The organism is Pseudomonas sp. CFBP 8770 (genome assembly GCF_014841705.1).
GTDB lineage: Bacteria > Pseudomonadota > Gammaproteobacteria > Pseudomonadales > Pseudomonadaceae > Aquipseudomonas.
In genome coordinates this window covers 106590-130268 of record NZ_JACYUL010000008.1, presented here as the reverse complement: position 1 = coordinate 130268, position 23679 = coordinate 106590, and the positions used below count along the sequence as shown (strand labels likewise).

The following is a 23679-nucleotide window of genomic DNA, read 5'->3' as shown; positions in this document are numbered from 1 at the left end:
GCGCATGAAACAAGGGCCGCAATCGCACGGCCAGGCTGGTTTGCTTCGCAGGCAGGCAGCCGCCTGCCTGCGAAGGTTCAGGCTTCTACAAGTCCAGCGCGAAGCAACGCACGAACACCGAAGCGGAGGGACCACCCGTGCCGTAGGCGTTTTCAATGGAGTACACCGCAGTTACCGAGCCTTGCCCAATGGGCTCGTTCACCCACTTCTTGGAGAAGTACGAGGCCGGGATCTGGAAGTCGTGATGCTTGACGGGACCGCCTGGCAGCTGGATGTCGTCGCGCGTCAATGTGTAGTCCAGCTCGAGCTTGGTGTTGGGTGTCTCGATGCCTGCACCGGTAAGGCCTTCATACCCCTGCAGCGTGAGGCTGATCTTGTCGCCTTCGGCCACGTTGGCGTAATCCAGCAGCACCTGGAGTGGCGTACCGTCCTGCAGCTGCGCCTTGTTCAAGGAGTTTTGTGCCTGCCTGCGCTCCGTGAACTCTCCGGCAGGCAACCCGCCGGGTCCGCCGGGCAGCAAGTCCTGAGAAATAACCTGTACGTCCTTGGCAAACGACAGGGCTTCGTTGGTCGCCGATGGCGTGCCTGGTGTTGTACGCGCCACGGTGTAGTGGACAGCTTTCACACCAGGCCCTTTGGCCTTCATTTCAGCCGAAGTTGCAGTGATTTCCAGCGGTAATTTGGCGGCGATGTCGCCGGTCAGTATGGTTTTCCTGTTCGCCAGCGCAGTGCCGCCCCAATAAACGGTGATGACATCGTTGGCCTCCAGATAGTCGCTATCAGCCGGGGGAGTGGCGGTGGTGTCGGCGAAGTAGGGAACGAGGACCTTGGCGTCGTGCTGCAAGTCAGCGTTGTCGATGATATCCACAGCACCACTGTCCGCCTCGACCGTGACTACCCTCAACAGATCATTTTCCGGAGTATCAGGGTCGGGGTCAGGGCCGGCGGGTAGGGTGATATCCACCAGCACAGGGTTGGGTCCTGAAGTAGCCATTTTTGCGGGGCCACGATAGATTTCGTAGTACCCCTGTGCGGTGTACTGCTGTGGTGACCCCGTACCCCCACCGTTGGCAACGAAGGCATACGGCAGGTCGAACTCCAGCACAAAGGGATTGCCGAGGTCTGCCGTGCCGATGCGCAGTCTCGAGGTACCTGAGGTACCGAGGTAGAAAATCACTTCGTCGCCGGCGGCAGCCTTGGGGATTTCCGGAATTTTCACGTGAACCGGTGTGCGCGCATCGGCTTCGCTGATCAGGCCGTCATTGCTGAACAGCGCGATGTCGGGTAGAGCCAGATCACTGTCCACCGGCGCATCGCTCACCAGAATGCCTAGTGCAACTTCGTCTGTGCGACCTGTACTGTTATTGCCCGCCAGATCGGTGACCGTGTAACCGAAGTAGCGTACGCCGTCGTTCATGGCTTGCAACTCGGCCAAGGGGATTTCAAGCTCCAGGTCCAGGCTTGCGCCGCCTGGGGGCACCTGCTTCTGCGCCAATGGCATGAGCAGTTGAGTTCCTCCTGATGTTGCTCTGTAATAGGGCTTGACGAGGTCAGCATCTTCCATGTCGTAGTAGTCTGGCAGCATTACCTTGAGTACCGGGCCGCCGGAAGTGCCCGCAACCAACTTGTTCAGGGTCACACCCTCTCGAATCACATCCGCCGCGAAGATCAGCTGTGGCATCAACGCCCCACCGGGCGGTTTGCGGTCGATACGCAAAGGGATCGGCGGATAGCCTCGAATGACGTTGTTACCGGTATCCTCCATTTCGTAGGTAACCTGGTGTGTATCGTGAGGCAGGTCGGCGGCGAACTCGCGCACGTAGCCAATACCTACTTCTCCAGGGCCCGCCGGGGCAACATCGATAGGCGAATTGTCGAGTATCAAGCGGATTGGGCTGCCAGCGGGGAAGCTCGTGTGGTGTGGAATGAAGATCTTGAATGGACTGTTATTCAGGCTTGCCGGGATCAAGTTTTCCGGGTGCCCAGGAATTGCGTCAGGTACTGAAGCGGGTGGAGCATCATCGACCAAGATGCCCATGCCTGCCCGCAGGCTGGCCGAGCGCTTGCTGGGCGACGCCGGGTCTGGTCGGCCTTTTTTATGAATCGTGTACACCGTGACGGCTGCGTCTGCCGGACGCGCGCTTGACGCTTTAAAAGTCGCGTTGGACGTTCCCATTTTTCAATCTCCATGACTCAACTGATGTAGACCAAAACGCGCGGCGTGAATAAGCATTTTCATAACGGCTGCTGATGATAGGTTATTTGCACGCTACAAGTTTCGGCGCGGTTCCGTGCGAGGCGTAATTGGCCTGACGCCCTATTCAAGCTAGCACCGACTAGAGTCATTTCAATGTTTAATCCTGGATAATTCTGAAAATTATTATTCAACTAGATGACGCGCGTTTTGCAACTACACTGCCACTTCGTAAAGTGCACTCCCAAGTGATTTTTGAATAAACAAGTTCAAAGGTGGTCGTAATGAAAACTATTATTCATGGTGATATCAAGTGGCGCCCGTTGCTGAGCGCTGCCGTCGTATTAAGTGTATCCGGCGAGGTAATGGCAGCCGTGGTGGATGGCCCCTACTCCACCGGCAGGGTCAATTCCGGCTCACCGGTGGAGGAATGGTCGGTACTGCGAGGCGGTTCGCTGTTCGTCACCCCCGGTGGCCAAACGCTGGACATTGGCCTGCGGATCGGCAGCACGGCTGGACTGGAAGGCGCCACGGTCACCGCGCGCACACGTTTCGAAGCCTTGCGCTTGGACGCTTCCACGGCCACGGTGGCCAATAGCGTGCTCAGCGCATCTTCAGCCACCGGTATCACGATGGTGGCCGGTGCGCCCGCCGTCTTGACGCTGACCAACAGCATGGTCACCGGCTTCGGACGAGGCATCCAGGCCAGCACGGGGGCCGTGGTGAACATCAGCGGTTCGCAGATATCCGGCACCGATGATGGCCGCGTGGAGCCTTATTTGGGTGGGGTGGGTGTGTCGGCGCTGTCATCGGACATGAGCCTGGTGCAGAGCAGCGCCACGGGCGCCAACCACGGTGCCACATTGATCGCCAACGGTGGCGGCAGCGGCACACCGCGTGCAGCCACCAACCTGGCACTCGATGGGTCTAGCCTGCAGGGTACCCGGGGCAGCGCGGTGTTGGTCGGGGCCACCTTGTACCCGTTGGCAACGGACGGAACCCTGAGCCTGGCCAACGGTTCCAGCCTCACCGGTGGCAATGGCTTGGCGGTGGAAGTGACGCAAGCGTCGACTCTGGACCTGCGCGTGGCGGCCAGTGCGTTGAACGGCGGCTTGAGCCTGGCAGATGCCTCGCAGGTGACTGCCGATCTGGGCCAGGGCAGCAGCCTCACCGGCGATGTGCTGCTTGGCGGTGCAAGCACGTTGAACATGGTGACCCGCGAAGCCAGTACGTTAACCGGCAATGCCCTGCTCACCGGCGGTTCACGCCTGGACCTGAGCCTGGAGGAAAGCAGCTGGACCGGCGACATGAGCGTCGGCGAAGCCTCGCAGGCCCAGCTTGACCTGGGCAACAGCCGCTTGACCGGTAACGTCATGGTCGTCGATACCTCCACGGCGACCATGACGCTGGATGCAAGTACCTGGGAAGGCAATGGCCAAGGTCTTCTGAACCTGAACCTGAATCGGGCTTCGACCTTCGATGGCCAGTTGAGCCAGGCAGGCGATGTCAGTCTGGCTGGCGGTTCCCTGTGGAATATGACAGGCGACTCGCAGATTGCCAGCCTGGCCATGAACGGCAGCAGGGTGGCGCTGGGTGGCAGCAGCAGCGCCTATCGAACCTTGCAGACCGGCAGTTTGAGCGGCAGTGGCGTTTTCGACCTGAACACCGACCTGGGCACCGTACAGGGTGATCGCCTGGTGGTGACCGGCGAGGCCGCAGGCAGTCACGAGCTGACTATCCGCAACAGCAGCAGTGGCGTCGACCCGGCGCCGGGCACGACCCTGACCGTGGTGCAGACCGGCGGCGGCCCCGGCACCTTCGCCGTACTGGGCGGCCAAGTCGATGCGGGCACCTACGTCTACGATTTGCAGAAGCAAGGGCAGGACTGGTTGCTGGTGCAGCGAGGGGTTGTCGATCCAGTGGATCCAGGAGGTCCGGTGGACCCCGTTACCCCTGTAGATCCGGTAGACCCTGTTATCCCTGTAGACCCGGTGGATCCGGTAGATCCCGTGGCGCCCATCGATCCGGTCATCCCGATCGATCCTGGAGACGGCGGTGGGCCTGTCGTCACCCCCGGTGCGCGTTCGGTAATCGGGATGTTCAGCGCCGCTCCCACGGTGTGGTACGGCGAGCTCGCCACCCTGCGCAGCCGCATGGGTGAACTGCGACTGGGCCGTGGTATCAGTGGCGCCTGGGTGCGCACCTACGGCGGCCAATACAACCTGTCGGCAGCGGCTGGCGTGGCGTACAAACAACGTCAGCACGGCGTGAGCTTCGGCGTCGACGCCCCCCTGCCTGCTGGCAATGACCAGTGGGTTGTGGGCGTGATGGGGGGCTACAGTCGCTCCGACCTGGACCTGGCCGCAGGCACTTCCGGTGAAGTCGACAGCTACTACCTGGGCCTTTACAGCACCTGGCTGTCCGAAGGCGGCTACTACGTGGACGGCGTGGTCAAGCTCAACCGGTTCCAGAACAAGTCCGACGTGCGCGTCAGTGACGGCAGCCGTACCGGTGGCAACTACGACAACCACGGTGTAGGTGCCTCGCTGGAGGTGGGCAAGCACATAAAGCTTGCCAACGACTGGTACCTGGAGCCCTTTGCACAGATGTCTGCGCTTTGGGTGCAAGGTGAGCACTACGATCTCGACAACGGCATGCAGGCGCGCAGCAACGGCGCCGATTCATGGCTGGGCAAGGTAGGTACGCATGTCGGGCGTAACTTTCCCTTGGCCAATGGCGGCCTGGTGCAGCCTTACATCAAAGTCGCGGCGGCCCATGAATTTGCCGATGCCAACCGGGTCAGGGTCAACGCCAACCGCTTCACCAACGACCTCTCGGGCACTCGCGGCGAGTTTGGCGCTGGCGTGATCGCGCAGATCTCCGACAGCCTGCAGTTGCATGTCGATTTCGACTACAGCAATGGTGAAAACATCGAGCAACCCTGGGGGGGCAGTTTGGGCGTGCGTTATGCCTGGTAGGCATTGTGCCGGTAAGGTCTGTCGTTGTGGGACGCGTCTTACCTATGCATGATTCGGACGCGTCCTACAGATATTAAAGCTTCATGAACCTAAGCTTGCGACCCGCAATTGCCCTACGGCAAATCCTACGGTTGCATCGCAAGGTTCTCCATCATGAGCAGGTTTGTTTCACGTTTCATCGTGCCCGGCGGCCTCGCTGCCGGGCTTTTCATTCTCGACAGCGCCGAAGTGGCGGCAGCACGTGATCTTGTCGGGCCAGGGGACGCCCTGGTGATCTACCCAGGCACCGCGGTCACCGACTGGCGGCTGCGCGAAGGCGCTTCTCTTTACGTCAACGGCGCGCAAACCCTGGGCATCGAGGTCGCCATCGGTTCCTCGTTGCGCACGCAAAACGCGCAGATCAATGGCGGCGCTGGTGTCGGCATCAGGGTCGCTCAAAGCACCGCCAGCATCACCGGTAGCACAGTGGTCAGCACCGGCCATTACGCGCTGATCGCCAGCAACGGCAGCGAGGCCAGTGGCGCCCAGGTCAGTGTGATCGACAGCGTGCTGCTGGGCAGCGGTAGCGGCGTCTCGGCCAACTACAACAACGCTATCACGCTGGCCAACACCCAAGTGCTGGGCCGTACGGCGAACGACAGTTTGCTCAAAGGCGGCAACGGGATATTGATGCTCAGTGGTGACATCAATGTCACTCAGGGCAGTGACGTGGTTGGCGAGCAGCACGGTGCGGTGTTGACCATGGACACCTTCGTGCCCGTACCGCGGGCCAGCAACCTGATCGTGGATAACTCCCGCGTCGAGGGCAAGGCCGGCGCGGCAATTGCCGTGCAGACGCGAAACGCTTCACCGGTCGAAGCCTCGATCATCGTGCGCAACGGGGCCACCCTGGTCGGCGGCGACGGCGTGATTCTGCAAGCCGGTGCCAATACCACGGTGGATTTCACCGCTGCCAATACGGACTTGACCGGTGACATTCAGATCGACGCGGATTCGACCACTGCCATCACCCTGCAAGACAACGCCCGCCTGACTGGCACCATGACCGGCGTGTCCAGCCTGGCCGTCGACAGCGGCGCATTGTGGCGCATGACCCAGAGCGCCAGTTTGGGCACCGTGAGCATGAACGGCGGGCGCATAGACCTGGGCGGTACGTCGGGTGCCTTCCGCGAATTGACCCTCAGCAGCCTCTCCGGCAGCGGCACCTTCGGGCTGGGCACCGACTTGGCCGCAGGCCAAGGCGACACCCTGGTCATCACCGGTCAGGCCACCGGTGACCATTTGCTGGCCATTCAGAACACCGGTACCGACGTCGCCGAAGGGCAAGACCCGCTGACCGTGGTGCAGATCGGAGGCGGTGACGCTCGTTTCGCCGCGCTGGGCGGCCAGATAGACCTGGGCACCTTCGTTTACGACCTGAAGCAAACAGGTAACGATTGGCAGCTGGTGCAGCGCCCCGGTAACGTGGTGACCCCAGGCACCGCGTCGGTCATCGGCTTGTTCAGCGCTGCGCCCAGCGTGTGGTACGGCGAGCTGAGCACCTTGCGCAGCCGCATGGGCGAGCTGCGCATGGGCAAGGCCGAGGGCGGCCTTTGGACACGGGCCTACGGCAATAAGTACAACCTGTCGGCGAGCGGCGGCGTGGCGTACGCACAGCAGCAGAACGGTTTCAGCCTGGGCGCGGACGCCCCGTTGGTGGTGGACAACGGCACCGCCTTGGTCGGTGCCTTGGTCGGCTACAGCAAGTCCGACCTGGACCTCAAGGGCGGCACCTCGGGCGAAGTGGACAGCTTCTACCTGGGTGTCTACGGCACGTGGCTGGGCGATGACGGCTATTACGTCGATGCATTGGCCAAGCTCAACCGCTTCCAGAACAGCTCCGAAGTGCGCATGAGCGACGGTACCGGCAGCCGAGGCAACTACAGCCATCATGGCATCGGTGCCTCGCTGGAAGCAGGCCGACGAATTACTGTAACTGAAACCGTTGCTGTCACGCCCTTCGCCCAAGTGTCGGCTTTGAAGGTGCAGGGGCAAGGTTACACGCTGAACAACGGCATGCAAGCCGACGGCAACCATGCCGACTCGCTGCTGGCCAAGGCCGGTGCCAAGCTCAGCCAAACGCTTGCGCTGGATACCGGCGGCACCTTCGAGTACTACGCCAAGGCCGCCTTGGCCCACGAGTTCGCCAGCAACAACCAGGTCAAGGTCAACGGCAATCGCTTCACCAACGACCTGTCCGGCAGCCGCGGCGAATTCGGTGTGGGCCTGGCCGCGCAGATGTCCGACCGCTTGCAGTTGCACACCGAGTTCGACTACGCCAAGGGTCGCAACCTGGAGCAACCCTGGGGCGTGAACGTCGGCCTGCGCTACAGCTTCTGATTCCGCAAAGGCGGGCAACAGTGGTGAATGCGCTGCTGTTGCCCCAGCCATTGCACAACGCCCTGTACCGCTTCTTCAGAAGCATGGGCACCTGCGTGGCGAATAGATCTGCCGTATTTGCAAGGCGCAACTAACGCATGTAAAGCCACGCTCTGAAATTTCAACGCAATGTTGAATAATATTTTTTACAGCCGTATGCAAAGTACAAAAATATACTAACTTTCATTGGTTTTTCGCATTCGGTGGCCAAACGTGAAAAACCGATATCCCACATGGGTTTGCGTGCGAAAACTTACTTGGTTTGTGACTCTTCGAGCTGTTTGCACTTTCCAGTTTTCAAGACTAACTTTTCCTCTCGGGCGAGTGTTGTTTAATTGCTCGCCTCTCCACTCTTCGATATTCCCTCAACTTCCCCGAGGTGATCCATCGTGAAAAATCCACCGCGTTCATTATTGCGCGCCATTCGCAAAGCCACCCACGCCAACGACCATGTCAGCCACGGCGCTCGACACGGTGGTGTCGCTCCCGACCCCAATGTCTACGCACCCCTGGTGCCTGCCGTGATCTCCCATGGCGGCATCAACAAGAGCGACTTCGACGGCGGTCTGATCACGGTGCTCGTGGAGCCCTATGTCGGCATTGCCCTCAATGATGTCATCAGCCTGTATTGGGACGACGATTACATCGACTACACCACGGTCACCGACATCAACACCGCCCAGGCACTCGTTGCAGACGCCTACTACATTCCCCTGGACGCACTCGAGGCGTCGCTGCACTACCACGTCGAGGATCCGGTCGGTAACGAGCGCGCCTCGCAGTCGCTGGTGGTACCGATCAAGTTGACGGTGCCCGGCGATCCACCCGAGCCGCCGGACGCGAGCGATCCTTCGCTGAACCCCAATCTCGATCTGCCCTATGGCGTGCCGGCGGTGATCTCCGATGTCAGCCAGGTGGGTGATCTACCGGTGACCATCCAGCCCTACACCCACCAGAGCGAGGGCGACATCATCACCTTGCTGTGGGCCGGCACGGCGGTTCACTACGGCCCGCTGCAGACCAGTGACCTCAACCGCAGCATCACCGTCACCGTGCCCAACAGTGTGATCGCCGGCCGACCAGGCAACGACCTGGTGGTGCGCTACAGCATCCGCGACAAGGTGCAGAACTTCTCGCGCTACAGCCCCAGCGTGCTGACCACCGTGCACGCCACCGGCACCCTGCCCGAACCGACCGTAGAGGGCACCCAGACCGGCGACCTGCACCTGGACACCATCACCGACGGTCTGGTGGAAATACGGGTCAATCGCTACGCGAACATCGCGGTAGACGACAACATTGTCGTGCATTGGAGCGGCCGGCCGGTGCAGGGGCCCTTTCAGGACTACAGCACCCCGGCTCAGCAGCTGGGCACCAATCGCTTCCTCAACTTCCAGGTGCCCAAGGACGTCGCGGCCGTGCTGATCGACAGCCAGGCGTACGTGTACTACACCGCTACGCCTTCAGCCGGTGGCGCCACGAAGACCTCCTACGGTTCAACCTTCGGCGTGATCGGTACCCGCAACGAACTCCAGGCCCCCGAAGTGCCACGAGCCTCCGGCGGCACGCTGGCGCCGGAGGCCATCGGCGAAAGCACCGTGGAAGTCATCGTTCCTGCCAACCCACTGCTGGTCGGTGGCAGTGTGGTGACCTTGATCTGGAGCGGCAGTGGGGCTGCAGGGGCGGTGTACTACGAGCAGCAGCGCCCAGTGGACAGTGGCAACGCCGGTGGGCCGCTGAGCCTTCGGGTGCCCAAGGAAAAGGCACTGGAGTTGGTCGGCGGTACGTTGGAGGTGTCTTATACAGTCAAGCAGGTCGACGGCACCGTTTACCCTTCGCCAGCGTTGGCCTTGACCGTGGTCGGCGCGGGCGCCTTGCTGCCCGAGCCGACCTTCAGCCCGGCGTTGAAGCCTGGCGATGTGCTGGACCCCGCCGATCTGATTGCCGGCGGCATCACCGTAAAGGTCACCGTGGGTTCGCCGCTGTACATCGGCGGCAAGGCGCGACTGCACTGGGATGGCCCAAGCGCCAGCATTGCGCCGCCGCTGGAACTGCCGATTGCTGCGGTAGGCGAGTTGAGCTTCTGGGTGGACAAGACCCGCTACGTGGACCCCAACCTCAACGGTTCCGTCAACGTCGGGTACGAGTTGATCCCCACGGCGGGCGCCACCGGTGTGTCCGAAAGTGTGCTGATCTCGGTGCAGGATGCCGCGAGCCAGACGTGGCCGGCGCCCGAAATTCTCGATTACACCGGCGCGCCGGTCAGTTCATGGAGCCCGGTCAAACCAGGTACCTCAACGGCGAACACGGCGACCTTCGGGGTGCGCGACACGCGGCTGCAGGCGGGCGATATCATCACGGTTTTATGGCGCCTGCCAGGGAATGTCGACAAGACGATTTCGCCCATCTATGTAAGCCCCGCGGGTCAGGCGTGGCGGTCCATTCCTGCTGATGTGCTTGCGGCTTCGCTGGGCAAATCGGTAGAGGTGTCTTACGCGGTCAGCCAGGGTGGCGCGGTCAGACCGGTGTCCGCGGTGTTGAATTTGCGCATGGGAGCGATGCCAGCGACGGCGCTGAGAGAACTGGTGATCTTGCAGGCTGCCGGTGGTGGCACCGGTACGGACTTCGACGTCGGCGCGCTGATTGGGGATGCCTCGGTTCGCGCAGGCGACTGGCCGCTGATAGGTGTAGCACAACGCGTATGGTGGACGCTGACGGGAACCAGAACGGATGGTAGGGCTTATAGCAAGGACCTGTTGCCCCCTGCGACGGCGGTGGATGCGACTTGGAAGAACCAAGGCAGCAAGACGGTCTCGGTGCCGATGGCGGACCTGAAGGGATTGAAGGATGGCAGTGAGCTGACGGTAATGCTGAAGGTGACGTTCGATGGGGAGACGCAGCAAGCGTATGCGCATTCCTTCACTGCGCGCGTTTACACGGTGAAGTCGGTGGCGGACACGAGGCCGGTGATTACCAGCGTGCGGGATTCAAAAGGAGAGGTGAGCGATGGCGGTTCAACGCTGGATGCGCAAGTTACTGTGACTGGTACGGCCGGCGCGAATGGAGAGGTGGAGCTGTTCGATGGAACGACGTCCAAGGGTAACGCTCCTGTCGATGCCGGAGGTAATTGGACAACAGTCATGTCGGGGCTGGCGGTGGGTGCACATTCGCTGACGGCAAAGGCATTGTATGGTTCGGGGCACGCCTCAAACGCTGTAGGGTTTGATCGGGTGCAGCTTCCAACCACCGAGGATTTTGAAAACGTTACTCATGGCGAATTTACAGTATTAAATCGACCTGCAATGACTATCCGGGTTGTGCAGGGACATGCTAGAGCTTACGCGCCAACTAGTCCGATTAGCCCCATGATTACAGGCACTTACATAGGGCTTGCTGCTGCAAACAGTGGTGTAAATACCGTGACAATAGATTTTATAGGGGAAGCAAAGGTGGTAGAGTTAGGATGCTTGTGGAGACGGGGCTCCACCGTCCTAACCTATTACGACGCATCGAATAGCGTCATTGGAACGGTAAATCTTCCTTTCACCAATGACAGTGACGGTCTTCAAAGGTGGGTTGTATCACCACAGTCGACGCTACTTATAAAAAAGATCACTCTTTCCAATACCGGCCCAGCATCGCCTTATACGTACCCTATAACTTATTTTGACAATATAAGTATTACTTATTAGCAAGCTATGCACCGCTTCTCCCAGTTCTGAATACGTCCAGAGCTGGGCGAGGCGCTGTTGAAATGTTCAAGCATTAGCGTGACCCCCTTCGACGCTGCATGTATGCGTCCGATTGCCGAATAGGTTTTAAGGAGTATAATGACAAACATGTTCAATCAGATGCTTGACGTGCCTCCAGCTTTAATGAAAGGGGGCAATTGCTGATTTAGGTGGGCCCATCATGCATCCTGCTCAGGAAGGTATGGGGCCTACCTCACTAGATGTTGTCTTCAGCAAAGCGATTAGGTAGTCTTTTTCAGCCGCTGCCAAATCAGCGGCCGGGTTTGGTCACCCGAAAATATCAAGGCGCACAAGCGCCCCATGAGCAATGTCGGCGTTTTTTCATGCCTGCTGCAATGCTTCATGGCGGCTGTGCGCGGGAGGGCTTTGGCCCTGCCGGGTTCCTTGATTCCCGGTTGACCAACCTGCGTTACAGCCGCCACCCATTCGTTTGGTCACGAACGTGGCGACTCCACTAATCAAGGGAGCTCCACCATGGTCAAGCCGACCCCCGATCCGCCCATCGTCCCTCTGCCACCCGATCACCCCCTGTTCCATTACCCCGGCGTCTTCGAACGCGTCGACGGCGATACCCTGGCCGCTCGATTTGCCCAGCAGCGTGCCGATCTGGCGGCTGCTCGTCGCAACGCACAGATGCCCACACCACCACCGCGACGCTGGTGGCCGTTCTGGCGCCGAGGCTGAAACCCCTACCGCGCAGGCGGTTCGGCCGCCTGTGCTCGAAAGCGATCAAAAGGACTTTGACCATGGTTGAGATTACCCAAACCCAAGCCGTACCCGTGGGCGTCAGCGCCGCAGACAGGCCGGCGCTGTTCAGTGTGAACGCAGGTATTGCGCTGGAGGATGCCTTGGCGCAACTCGGCGTGTTGCTGGAATGTGCTCAGCTGTCGGCGAATGAATTGTGCGATGCGCCGGATCGGAGGTTGCTGGGCGTGACGCTGCATTGCATTGAAAGCGCGCAGGCGGTGGTGCGGGCGCTGCTGTTGCCCCAGCCGTGCACAGCACCCCTGTAGGAGCGGCGTGCAGCCGCGAAGGCGTCGGTGCATTCAGCGCTGGATCGGGATTGTGCAGCGACAATTGGGGCCTCTTCGCGGGCAGAGCCCGCTCCCACAGGGGAAGGCTTGGCTGCCCGCCCCGCTCCCACAGGGGGTGTGTGCTGCATGTCGAGGCTGGGTAGAGGGGGCCATTCACCGCATGGCCCCGTCATTCACCCACCTTTGTCCCGGTGTTGAGCCATGCCTTATTACGCTATAATCCCCGCCTTTCGCCGCCCGCCGTGCCCGATCACCGCGCGCGCACCCATTCCGCTCAAAGAGGCTAGACCCTTGGCATTGACGATTCTTGGCCTGTCCGGCGCCCTTAGCCATGACCCTTCCGCGGCGCTGTACATCGACGGCAAGCTGATTGCCGCCGCCGAAGAAGAGCGCTTCGTGCGCGACAAACATGCAAAGAACCGCATGCCCTACGAATCGGCCAAGTTCTGCCTGGAACAAGCCGGCATCAAGCCGTCGGACGTCGATGTGGTGGCGATTCCGTTCGCGCCGATCAGTCTGTTCGGCAAGGCCCGTTGGCACTACGCCAAGCGCTACTGGTATGCCCCGGACCGCGCCCTCGATGCGCTGCTGATGGGCAACCGCCGCTACAAGCGCTACCGCAACAAGATCGTCTTCTGCCTCGAGCAACTGGGCTTCGACGCGAAGAAGATCAAGATCGAACCGGTCGAGCATCACCTGGCGCATGCCTCCAGTGCCTACCACTGCTCGGGCTTCCAGGAAAAAACCGCGATCCTCGGCATCGACGGCAAGGGTGAGTACGCCACCACCTTCTTCGGCTACGGCGAGAACGGCAAGATCCACAAGATCAAGGAGTTCTTCGACCCGGATTCGCTCGGTGGCCTGTATGGCGCGATCACCGAATTCCTCGGTTTCGAAATGCTCGACGGCGAGTTCAAGGTCATGGGCATGGCGCCCTATGGCGACGCCAGCAAGTACGATTTCTCGCGCCTGGCCTCGTTCGAGAACGGTGAGTTGGTGATCAACACCGACTACGCCAACGTCATCGGCCTGCGTCGTTATAAAGAGAAGGGCAAGGGCTTCTATTTCTCGCCCAAGCTGATCGAATGGCTGGGCCCCAAGCGCGAAGGCGACATCGCCGACGAGCCGTACATCCACTACGCGGCCAGCATGCAGGCGTTGTTCGAAAAGCTCGCCCTGCAGATGATCGACCACTACCTGGGCGACGTGCTCAAGCAGACCGGCAAGCTGGCCTTCGCCGGCGGCTGTGCGCTGAACGTCAAGCTGAACCAGAAGATCATCGCCCGCCCGGACGTGAAGGAGCTGTTCGTGCAGCCGGCTTCCGGCGACGCCGGTACGGCGGTGGGCGCGGCGGCCTACGTGTCCCATGCCCGCGGCGTGCCGGTGGAGAAAATGGAGCACGTGTACCTGGGCCCGTCCTACACCAACGAAGACGTGATCGCTGCCTGCGCGCGTCATCCGAACAAGCCCAAGGGGCGCATGTTGGGCAACATGCCCAAGCAGATCGCGCAGATCATGGTCGACGGCAACCCGGTGGCCTGGTTCCAGGGGCGCATGGAATTCGGCCCCCGCGCCTTGGGTGGTCGTTCGATCATCGGCTGCCCGAGCGTGCCGGGCGTGGCTGACCGCATCAACCACCAGATCAAGTTCCGCGAGCGCTGGAGGCCTTTCTGCCCGTCGATGCTCGACACGGTCGCCCCGCAGATGATCAAGATCGACCATCCGGCGCCGTTCATGACGTTCACCTTCGAGGTGGCCGAGGAGTGGAAAACCCGCGTACCGGAAGTGGTCCACGAAGACGGCACCTCGCGCGCCCAGGTGCTCAAGCGCGAGTACAACCCGCGCTACTACGACATGATGAAGGCCCTGGAAGAGCTGACCGGCAACGGCGTGTCGTTGAACACCTCGCTCAACCGTCGTGGCGAGCCGATGATCTGCTCGCCCACCGATGCGTTGAACATGTTCTACGGCTCGGACCTCGAGTACTTGGTCATGGAGGACATTCTGGTGGTCAAAGAGGGTGCTCAAGCCTATGACGCGCTCGACTGAGCGTCATGTGCTGCAGTTCTGCCACGGCTATGACGGGCCGTTCCTCGACTGTGCCCGTCAGTACGCCAGCCTGTTCGTTGGCCGTGGCTACCGGGTGACCACCGTGTTCCTGACCGGTGCGGCCGACGCCCAAGTGGCCGCTGGCTGCGAGAGCGACGAAGTGTTGTTCATGGAATTCAGTTCCAAGGCCATCCGTGGGCTGAAGCTGGACGCCATCCGCGAACTGCGCAAGATTACCGCCACTCGCAAGTTCGCCTTCTGCATCGCGCACCGGTTCAAGCCTATCTATATTGCCCTGCTCGGCACTTCGCTGCCGGTGATCGGCGTGCACCATGCGTTCGGCGACTATCAGCGTCGTTCGCGACGGGTATTTGCCCAACTGTTCCGCAAGCGCTTGAGCCTGCTGGGTGTCTCCGATGCGGTACGCGACGACATGCGCCGCTGCCTGCCCGGCTGGGCGCCCGAGCGGATCGCCACGCTGTACAACCGTTTGAACACCTTTACCTTGCAGCAACAATTGCTGCCTGCGGCCGAAGCGCGCCAGGCGCTGGGCCTGGCGCCCGATGCCTGGATCGTCGGCAACGTCGGCCGCCTGCACCCGGATAAAGACCAGGCCACCTTGCTGCGCGGCTTCGCCCTGGCGTGGGCAAAACTGCCTCAGGAAGCGCTGCTGGTGATCATCGGCTCCGGGCGTCTGGAGCAAAATCTCAAGGACCTGGCCGTGGAGCTGGGCATTGCCGAGCGGGTGCGCTTTCTGGGCCAGGTGCCGCAGGCGCGGCTGTATTTCAAGGCGTTCGACGTGTTCGCCCTGAGCTCCGACCATGAGCCGTTCGGCATGGTCCTGCTCGAGGCCATGGCGGCCAGCGTGCCGCTGCTGGCCACGGCCTGCGGTGGCGCACCGGAGATCGTCGAGGGCGTCGGTATCCTGTTTCCACTGGGCGACGCCGAGCGCCTGGCACAGGGCCTGGAGCACATGGCCGGGATGGATCGCTACCAGCGCGCACAGTGCGAAGCGCACATGGCCGAACGTCTCGAGGCGCGTTTCTGCGACCGCGCGGTGCGCAAGGCCTTCTGGCAACTGCCGATGGTCACTGCACTGACGGCGGCCACATGATGCTCAACCGATTGCAGAGCGTGCGCGAACGAGGCTGGCAAACGCTAGATGCCGCCGCCTATGCCCAGGCCTGGACGCAGTTCGGCGGCAGTGTGGCGACGCACCCGCTGGTGGTCGAGAGGTTGGCTGCGCTGGCCGGCATTCCGGTGCGCTATCTGGGATGGGAACAGGCGGGCGAGCTGGTGGCGGCGATACCTACCTGGGGGCGTTACCTGGCGTTGTCCAAGGACGTGCTCAAGCAGGCCGGAAAGAAGGACCTGTACGATCTGGGCAACGCCGAGTTGATCCTGCCGGCAGCCGTCGATGCCCAGGCGCCGCTGCGCCACCATGGGCGTTATCTGTCGGAGCTGAACCAGGGGCGTTTCAGCGGCTTGAAGGCGCAGGCCGAGAGCCTGGCCATGGCCCGTACGCCCGAAGACCTGTCGAAGAAATTTCGCTACAACCAGCGCCGCGAACTGCGTCTGCTGGAAGAAGCCGGTGGTGTGGCCAAGCCTGTTAGTGAATTCACCAGCGCCGAGCTGGCGGCGATCTACTGCGATCTGTTCCAGCGGCGCTGGGGCTTTGCCGCGACCGGCGCCGAGCGCATGGCCGAGGTCATCGAGCTGCTGCGCGAGCTGATGATCGGCTCGGTGCTGCTGCTGGGCGATGCGCCCGTTGCCATTCAACTGGTGTACCGCGTCGAGGCCCCGGACTGGGTCAGCGTGGAGTACATCAATGGCGGGGTGGATCCGGAGAACCGCGCGTTCAGCCCCGGCAGTGTGCTCAGTTTTCTCAATACCCAGAGCGCCTGGGAGCAGGCCCGCGCGGTGAACAAACCACTGCGCTTCTCGTTCGGCCGTGCCGACCGCGAATACAAGGACCGCTGGTGCAACCCCGTCCCGGTGTTCCAGGCATGAGCCGCAAGCAGGCGTTGCTCGCGCGGCACCGGCGCAACAAGCGTCGCGTGTTGCTGGCCGGGCTGGTGGTGATGCTGCTGGCCGGTGTGTTGGTCGCCTGGTGGTTGCCGCTGCCCCTGTTGTTGCTGGCCTGGGTGGCCCATGAGGCATGGTTTGCCGACCATTTGTTCTATTCGCCGGGCGATGATTACGCCTACAGCTTCGACAGCGAAGCGGAGCTGGCGAAGGTCAGCCTGAACGGCGAGGTGCTGCAGGTTGCAGAGCGCGTCGAGGCGGCGGATACCTTGATCCTGGCGCTGGATGTGAAGGCGTCCTGGCTGGGACGTCTGTTCGATCCGTATGTGCAGGTGCTCGGGGGTGAGCTGAGCGACCGGCAGACGTTCGAGCGCGGTGTCGATGGCCTGCGCTACCTGAACCTGAGCGGCTTTGCCGATGAACTCAATCAGGGGCGTTTGCGCTTGCGTGGGCGGTTCTGCCGCATCGTCGGCGAGCCGCGCGTGTGGCGCTTTCAACATCCGGATTTCACCCAGCATACGGTCATGGTCATTGCACCCCATGCCGACGATGCCGAGTTGGCGGCGTATGGTTTGTACAGCCGCGCGGCGAGCAGTTGGATCGTGACCCTGACGGCAGGCGAGATCGAAGCCGAGCATTATCAGGCGCTGGGCCTGGCGCCGGCCGACGCCGCGCGCTTGAAGGGGCGTCTGCGGGCCTGGGACAGCCTGGCCGTGCCGCGCTGGGCCGGGGTGCCGGCCGAGCAGTGCGTCCAGCTGGGGTATTTCTGCCTGCAGTTGCCCTCCATGCAGGCGGCGCCCGAGCAGCCGTGTGGCTCGCGCGAGGCGGACATGACTGACATCCGCCCGTTCCGCCAGCTCAACCCCTTCGCCTTGCCGGCCGATGCCGATGGCGCGCCGACCTGGAACAATCTGCTGGCCGACCTGCGCGAACTGCTGCAACGGGCGCGGCCGGATGTGTTGGTGATGCCCCATGCGAGCATCGACCCGCACCCGGACCACATCTGCGCCCAGGCAGCCGTGCTGCAGGCGCTGCAAGGGCTGGCGCATCAGCCACGCTATTTGCTGGGCTATGCCAATCATTTGCATGACAACGACCGTTGGCCCATGGGCAGTGCGGGGGAGGGTGTAGCCTTGCCGCCGTTTTTCGATGCCCGTGAACGGCTGCTGCCGTGCAGCCTGCCGGTCAGTGCCGCGCTGCAGATGGACAAGGCCATGGCCTTGGGCATGATGCACGATCTGCAACCGCCGGCGCCGTTCAAGCGTCGTATGCGGCGTTGGCTGCAATGGTTGCTGGCTGGCCGACGTTGGCCGGCGACGGGCGAAAACGAATTTTTCCGCAAGGCGGTGCGCCGCCATGAACTGTTCTGGCGCAAAGACTTATAAGGTGCCGTTAGCACAATGATGAAAGTTCTGTTCCTGGTGCAGAAAGAGCAGCGCGCCATTCTCGATCGTCTCTATGAAGGCATTGCCGCGCATTGCGAGTGCGATCTGCGCTGGCTGGACGGTGCGCAGCAGCGCGATCTGAAAGGGTATTTCAAGCGCGAAGTGGACGTTGCCCGGTACGACCGCATTTTGTTCTTCCTGCGGTTCAAGCAGGAGATTCGCCAGGTGGCGTTCATTCGTTCGGTGCCCAATCTCGTCATCCTGGAGCATGACGCCTACCAGAATTACATTCCCTGCAAGTACACCGGCAAGTTCAGTGCGCACTACCAGCAGTTGCCGTGGGTGAGAGTGATCAGTTCGGGGTTCATGGTCAGCGAACGGTTGCGCGCCGAGGGCTTCGATGCGCATTTCGTGCCCAAGGGCTATGACCAGGCGCTGCTGACCCCGCAGACCCGCGAGCGCGATATCGAGCTGGCCTTCGTGGGCAGTACCAAGAGCGTGGCCTACAGTGGCCGCAAGCAGATGCTCGATGCGATCGGCCAGGTGGAGCCGTTGCTGGTGACGCGGACCAACAGCGGCCAGGAATATGGCGATACGCTGAACCGCATCCGCTTTTTCGTCAGTGCCGATGTGGGCATGGGCGAGTACATGATCAAGAACTTCGAAGCCATGGCGTGTGGGTGTGTGCTGTTCACTTACGATCAGGGCGAGGCGGAAAATCGCGCGCTGGGGTTCGTGGACATGCACACGGTGGTGCTGTACGACAGCGTGGCGAGCTTGCAGGCCAAGCTGGCGCAGCTGCGCCGCGAGCCGGCACTGGCCGAGCGCATCGCGGCGGCGGGGCAGGCGCTGGTGCTGGGGGAATACGGTTTCGACCGGATTGGCGCGCGTATCGTGCAAGCGATGCAACCGCCGCTGCGCCCGCATCCACCATTGACGGTGTGGCAGCGCCTGCGGTTGGCTCTGCCCTTGTAACCGCGCCGCGCCCTTCGCGGGCAGAGCCCACTCCCACAAAGGGGTGCGCGCGAATCCTGTGGGAGCGGGCTCTGCCCGCGAAACAGGCGCTGCGGTGTGTCAGGCCGAACCGCGGTGCGCCCTTCGCGGCCACGGACCGCTCCTACAGGGGATTGCGGTGTACCTGTAGGAGCGGTCATCGGCCGCGAACCAGGCGCTGCGGTGTATCAGATGAACCGCGGTGCGCCCTTCGCGGCCACTGGCCGCTCCTACAGGGGATTGCGGTGTAACTGTAGGAGCGGTCATCGGCCGCGAACCAGGCGCTGCGGTGTGTCAGGCCGAACCGCGGTGCGCCCTTCGCGGCCACTGGCCGCTCCTACACGGGGGCAGGCCATGGTGCTACTTGAGCAGGGCTTTGTTGAGCTCGGCCAAGGGGAAGCAGGCGGTCAGTTTCTCGCGCTCCAGATACCGGGAGAAATGCTCCAGGTTGCGCTTGATCAAGCGCTTCGACAAAGGCCCGCGGGTGAAGCTCATGTCGGCCATGTCGATCAGGCCCAGCTCCCCTTCGGGGGTGACGATGACATTGCCCAGGTGCAGCGAGCGGAAATACACCCCTGAGCGATGCAACTGGCGAATCATGGCGATCAGCGGCTCCAGGCTCTGTTGCCAGGTGAAGTCGGCGGTGTCCATCAACTGGCGCAGATTCCTGCCTGGCAGCGGTTCGTACAACACCGCCGTCATGCCGGGCTTGTCCAAGCGGTAATGCTGCAGCACCTTCAAGGTCGGCACGCCCAGTTGCTGCAGGCGTTGGGCGTTGGCGATGAAACGTGCCGAATACGGGCGCAGCAGGGCCGAGGAAAACAGACGTTTGCGGCGGAAGAGTTTCAAGATCTTGCCGTCTGCGAGCAGGTACACTTTCGCGCCATGGCTGTCGGCCTCCAACACCTTGGCGCCGGTGATCAGCGTGTCAAAAGCGGCCAGAGGAAGGCGGGTGCATTGCATCGTGATGAGGCCTTGATTGAAGAGGGCGGGTGGCATGATGCCCAAAAGCGCCGGCATGTTCTACCGCCAGGCCGAACTGCGGTGCGCCCTTCGCGGCCACGGACCGCTCCTACAGGCGGGCACGGTGTACCTGTGGGAGCGGGCTCTGCCCGCGAAGGGCGCGACTGGGTCTTGCTGAGGCACTGCAATCCCCCATCCGCCCCCTGTGATAAAATTCCCGTTCTACGCCAACAGTGAGTTAGACGATGAGTGATTCACCGCGCCCAGCGGAACAGGATTCAAGCCTGAAAATCTATTTGCGACTGCTCGGCTACGTTCGCCCCTACGTGGGCATGTTCCTGATCAGTATCATAGGTTTCGTGATCTTCGCCTCGACCCAGCCCATGCTGGCCGGCATCCTCAAGTATTTCGTCGACGGCCTGAGCAATCCCGAAGCGGTGCTGTTCCCCAACGTGCCCTACCTGCGCGACCTGCAGCTGCTGCAGGCGGTGCCGATCCTGATCGTGCTGATTGCCGCCTGGCAGGGCCTGGGCTCCTACCTGGGCAACTACTTCCTGGCCAAGGTATCGCTGGGCCTGGTTCACGATCTGCGGGTGGAGCTGTTCAACAAGTTGCTGGTGCTGCCCAACCGCTACTTCGACACGCACAACTCCGGCCACCTGATCTCACGCATCACCTTCAACGTGACCATGGTGACCGGCGCTGCGACCGATGCCATCAAGGTGGTGATCCGCGAAGGCCTGACGGTGGTGTTCCTGTTCATCTATCTGATCTGGATGAACTGGCAACTGACCCTGGTGATGCTCGCCATTCTGCCGCTGATCGCGGTCATGGTCGGTAGCACCAGCAAGAAATTTCGCAAGCAGAGCAAGAAGATTCAGGTCGCCATGGGCGACGTGACCCACGTGGCATCCGAGACCATCCAGGGCTATCGGGTGGTGCGCAGCTTCGGCGGTGAAGGCTACGAGCAGACCCGTTTCGCCAAGGCCAGCCAGGGCAACACCGACAAGCAACTGCGCATGACCAAGACCGGCGCGATCTACACGCCGATGTTGCAGCTGGTGATCTACACCGCCATGGCCGTGCTGATGTTCCTGGTGCTGTACATGCGTGGCGATGCCACGGCCGGCGATCTGGTGGCCTACATCACCGCAGCCGGTTTGCTGCCCAAGCCGATCCGCCAGCTGTCGGAAGTCAGCTCCACGGTGCAGAAGGGCGTGGCCGGCGCCGAAAGCATCTTCGAGCAGCTGGACGTCGCCCCCGAGCTGGACACTGGCACGGTGGAGCGCGAGCGCGTTGGCGGTTCGCTGGAAGTGCGCAACCTGAACTTCACCTACCCCGGCACCGATCGCCAGGTGCTCAGCGACATCAACTTCACCGCCAAGCCTGGGCAGATGATCGCTTTGGTAGGGCGCTCGGGCAGCGGCAAGTCGACCCTGGCCGGGTTGATTCCGCGCTTCTATCACCACAATGAGGGCGAAGTGTTGCTCGATGGCGTGGAGATTGCCGACTATCAATTGCGCAACCTGCGTCGGCACATCGCGCTGGTGACTCAGAGCGTGACACTGTTCAACGACAGTGTGGCCAATAACATTGCCTACGGTGACCTCGCCGGCGCGCCGCGCGAAGACGTGGTGGCGGCGGCGGCCGATGCCTATGCCAAGGAGTTCATCGACCGGCTGCCCGAAGGTTTCGACACACAGGTGGGCGAGAACGGCGTGCTGTTGTCCGGTGGCCAGCGCCAGCGCCTGGCGATCGCCCGGGCGTTGCTCAAGAATGCCCCCGTGCTGATTCTGGATGAGGCGACGTCGGCGCTCGATACCGAGTCGGAGCGGCATATCCAGGCGGCATTGGACCATGTGATGAAAGGGCGGACCACCTTGGTGATCGCCCACCGACTGTCGACCATCGAGAAGGCCGACCAGATTCTGGTGATGGACCAGGGCCGCATCGTCGAGCGCGGCACCCACGCGCAGTTGCTGGCGCAGAACGGCTATTACGCCAGGCTGCACGCGATGGGCCTGGACGAACCTGCGAAAACCGACATCACCTGAGTGCCCCATAATTCCGGCCCCCTGTGGGAGCGGTCATCGGCCGCGAATGGGCGGCGCGGTGTATCGGGTGAACCGCGGCGTGCCCTTCGCGGCCACTGGCCGCTCCTACAGGGGATCATTGCTCCCAAGGTGGGGTGGGGGGCCTATCGGGTGCTTGCGTGTTAATATCGCCGCCCTGTTCATTTTGTATGTGGGTTGCCCATGAAGTTATCCATGCCGCGATTCGAGTCGGCCCCTGTATTGGTGGTCGGCGATGTCATGCTCGACCGTTACTGGCATGGCGGTACTTCGCGTATCTCTCCGGAAGCACCGGTGCCGGTGGTCAAGGTCGAACAGATCGAGGACCGGCCTGGTGGTGCTGCCAACGTTGCGTTGAACATTGCCGCGCTGGGTGCGCCGGCTTCCCTGGTGGGCGTGACCGGTACCGACGAGGCCGCCGACAGCCTGGGTAACAGCTTGCAGGCTGCTGGCGTCACGGCGGTGTTCCAGCGCATTGCCCACCAGCCGACCATCGTCAAGCTGCGGGTCATGAGCCGCCATCAACAACTGTTGCGCATCGACTTCGAAGAAGCGTTTGCCACTGACCCGGTAGCGCTGGGCAACGAGGTCGAAGCGTTGCTCGACGGGGTCAAGGTGCTGGTACTGTCGGACTACGGCAAGGGCGCGCTGAAGAACCACCAAGCGCTGATTCAGGCGGCGCGGGCGCGCAATATTCCTGTGCTGGCCGACCCCAAGGGCAAGGATTTCTCGATCTATCGAGGCGCCAGCCTGATCACGCCCAACCTCAGCGAATTCGAAGCCATCGTTGGCGGTTGCGCCGATGAGGCAGACCTGGTGGCCAAAGGCGCCGCGCTGATGAGCGAGCTGGATCTGGGCGCACTGCTGGTGACCCGTGGCGAGCACGGCATGACCCTGTTGCGCCCTGATCATCCGGCCCTGCACTTGCCCGCGCGGGCCCGTGAAGTGTTCGACGTGACTGGTGCCGGCGATACCGTAATCTCCACCCTGGCAGCGGCCATCGCCGCGGGCGAAGAGTTGCCCCATGCGGTGGCCCTGGCCAATCTGGCGGCGGGCATCGTGGTCGGCAAGCTGGGTACGGCGGCGATCAGCGCACCCGAGTTGCGCCGCGCCATCCAGCGCGAGGAAGGTTCGGAACGCGGCGTGTTGAGCCTGGAGCAGTTGCTGCTGGCGATCGACGATGCGCGGGCGCACAACGAGCGCATCGTGTTCACCAATGGCTGCTTTGATATCCTTCATGCGGGCCACGTAACGTATCTGGAGCAGGCTCGAGCTCAGGGTGACCGGCTGATCGTGGCGGTCAACGATGACGCTTCGGTGAGCCGTCTGAAAGGGCCTGGGCGACCCATCAACAGTGTCGACCGGCGCATGGCGGTGTTGGCCGGGCTGGGGGCGGTGGACTGGGTGATCAGCTTCGCCGAAGGTACGCCGGAAAACCTGCTGACCCATGTACGCCCGGACGTGCTGGTGAAGGGGGGGGATTATTCGGTGGAGCAAGTGGTGGGCGCCGATATCGTGGCCGCCTATGGCGGCACGGTAAAGGTACTGGGGCTGGTGGAAAACAGCTCGACCACTGCCATCGTCGAGAAAATCCGCAGCCGCTGATTATCCGTGTGTAACCAATGGTCCGTGGCGTGGCTTTCGCGGCCACGGACCGCTCCCACAGTTTGAACGCAACCCTCCTGTGGGAGCGGTCATCGGCCGCGAATGGGCAGCGCGGTGTGTCGGGAGAACCGCAGCGCGGCTTTCGCGGCCACGGACCGCTCCCACAGTTTGAACGCAACCCTCCTGTGGGAGCGGTCATCGGCCGCGAATG

Annotated in this window: 14 protein-coding genes; 12 read left to right on the top strand and 2 right to left on the bottom strand. The window is 62.1% G+C overall.

Going from position 1 to position 23679, the window contains the following annotated elements:
* Positions 1-85 precede the first annotated feature (85 nt).
* Complete coding sequence (locus IFT98_RS18485; protein ID WP_192050972.1) at positions 86-2176, bottom strand: hypothetical protein; 2091 nt, start codon at positions 2174-2176, stop codon at positions 86-88.
* Positions 2177-2478: 302 nt separating this feature from the next.
* On the opposite strand from IFT98_RS18485, the gene IFT98_RS18480 reads away from it, so the two are divergent.
* The 10 genes from IFT98_RS18480 to IFT98_RS18435 all read left to right on the top strand — a co-directional run bounded on the left by IFT98_RS18480 (position 2479) and on the right by IFT98_RS18435 (position 18810).
* Positions 2479-5172: an autotransporter outer membrane beta-barrel domain-containing protein gene (locus IFT98_RS18480; protein ID WP_192050970.1), complete on the top strand. Its 2694-nt coding sequence runs from the start codon at positions 2479-2481 to the stop codon at positions 5170-5172.
* 153 nt (positions 5173-5325) lie between these two features.
* Entirely contained in the window at positions 5326-7551 is a 2226-nt protein-coding gene (locus IFT98_RS18475) for an autotransporter outer membrane beta-barrel domain-containing protein (protein WP_192050969.1), read from the top strand.
* A gap of 428 nt (positions 7552-7979) precedes the next feature.
* A complete protein-coding gene (locus IFT98_RS18470; RefSeq protein ID WP_192050967.1) occupies positions 7980-11282 on the top strand; it encodes an Ig-like domain-containing protein in 3303 nt (1100 codons plus the stop codon).
* Between the two features lie 534 nt (positions 11283-11816).
* Positions 11817-12026 (top strand): hypothetical protein, encoded by a 210-nt coding sequence (locus IFT98_RS18465; RefSeq protein ID WP_192050966.1) that lies wholly within the window; start codon positions 11817-11819, stop codon positions 12024-12026.
* Positions 12027-12088: 62 nt separating this feature from the next.
* Positions 12089-12355: a hypothetical protein gene (locus tag IFT98_RS18460; RefSeq protein ID WP_192050964.1), complete on the top strand. Its 267-nt coding sequence runs from the start codon at positions 12089-12091 to the stop codon at positions 12353-12355.
* Positions 12356-12667: 312 nt separating this feature from the next.
* Positions 12668-14425: a carbamoyltransferase family protein gene (locus IFT98_RS18455; protein ID WP_122714890.1), complete on the top strand. Its 1758-nt coding sequence runs from the start codon at positions 12668-12670 to the stop codon at positions 14423-14425.
* A complete protein-coding gene (locus IFT98_RS18450) occupies positions 14409-15539 on the top strand; it encodes a glycosyltransferase (RefSeq protein ID WP_192050962.1) in 1131 nt (376 codons plus the stop codon). The genes IFT98_RS18455 and IFT98_RS18450 overlap by 17 nt, the downstream gene beginning before the upstream one ends.
* Entirely contained in the window at positions 15539-16435 is an 897-nt protein-coding gene (locus tag IFT98_RS18445; RefSeq protein WP_192051045.1) for an antimicrobial resistance protein Mig-14, read from the top strand. Before IFT98_RS18450 ends, IFT98_RS18445 begins: the two co-directional genes overlap by 1 nt.
* Positions 16432-17835 (top strand): PIG-L family deacetylase, encoded by a 1404-nt coding sequence (locus IFT98_RS18440; RefSeq protein ID WP_192050960.1) that lies wholly within the window; start codon positions 16432-16434, stop codon positions 17833-17835. The genes IFT98_RS18445 and IFT98_RS18440 overlap by 4 nt, the downstream gene beginning before the upstream one ends.
* Positions 17836-17853: 18 nt before the next feature.
* Positions 17854-18810 (top strand): glycosyltransferase family protein, encoded by a 957-nt coding sequence (locus IFT98_RS18435; protein WP_192051044.1) that lies wholly within the window; start codon positions 17854-17856, stop codon positions 18808-18810.
* Positions 18811-19188: 378 nt separating this feature from the next.
* Here the strand turns inward: IFT98_RS18435 and IFT98_RS18430 are convergent, their stop codons facing one another.
* Positions 19189-19791: a lipopolysaccharide kinase InaA family protein gene (locus IFT98_RS18430; protein WP_192050959.1), complete on the bottom strand. Its 603-nt coding sequence runs from the start codon at positions 19789-19791 to the stop codon at positions 19189-19191.
* A gap of 245 nt (positions 19792-20036) precedes the next feature.
* Between IFT98_RS18430 and msbA the strand changes: the two genes are divergently transcribed.
* Positions 20037-21845, top strand: a complete 1809-nt coding sequence (gene msbA / locus IFT98_RS18425; RefSeq protein ID WP_192050957.1) for a lipid A export permease/ATP-binding protein MsbA — start codon at positions 20037-20039, stop codon at positions 21843-21845.
* Between the two features lie 201 nt (positions 21846-22046).
* A complete protein-coding gene (hldE, locus tag IFT98_RS18420; protein WP_122800793.1) occupies positions 22047-23468 on the top strand; it encodes a bifunctional D-glycero-beta-D-manno-heptose-7-phosphate kinase/D-glycero-beta-D-manno-heptose 1-phosphate adenylyltransferase HldE in 1422 nt (473 codons plus the stop codon).
* Positions 23469-23679 lie beyond the last annotated feature (211 nt).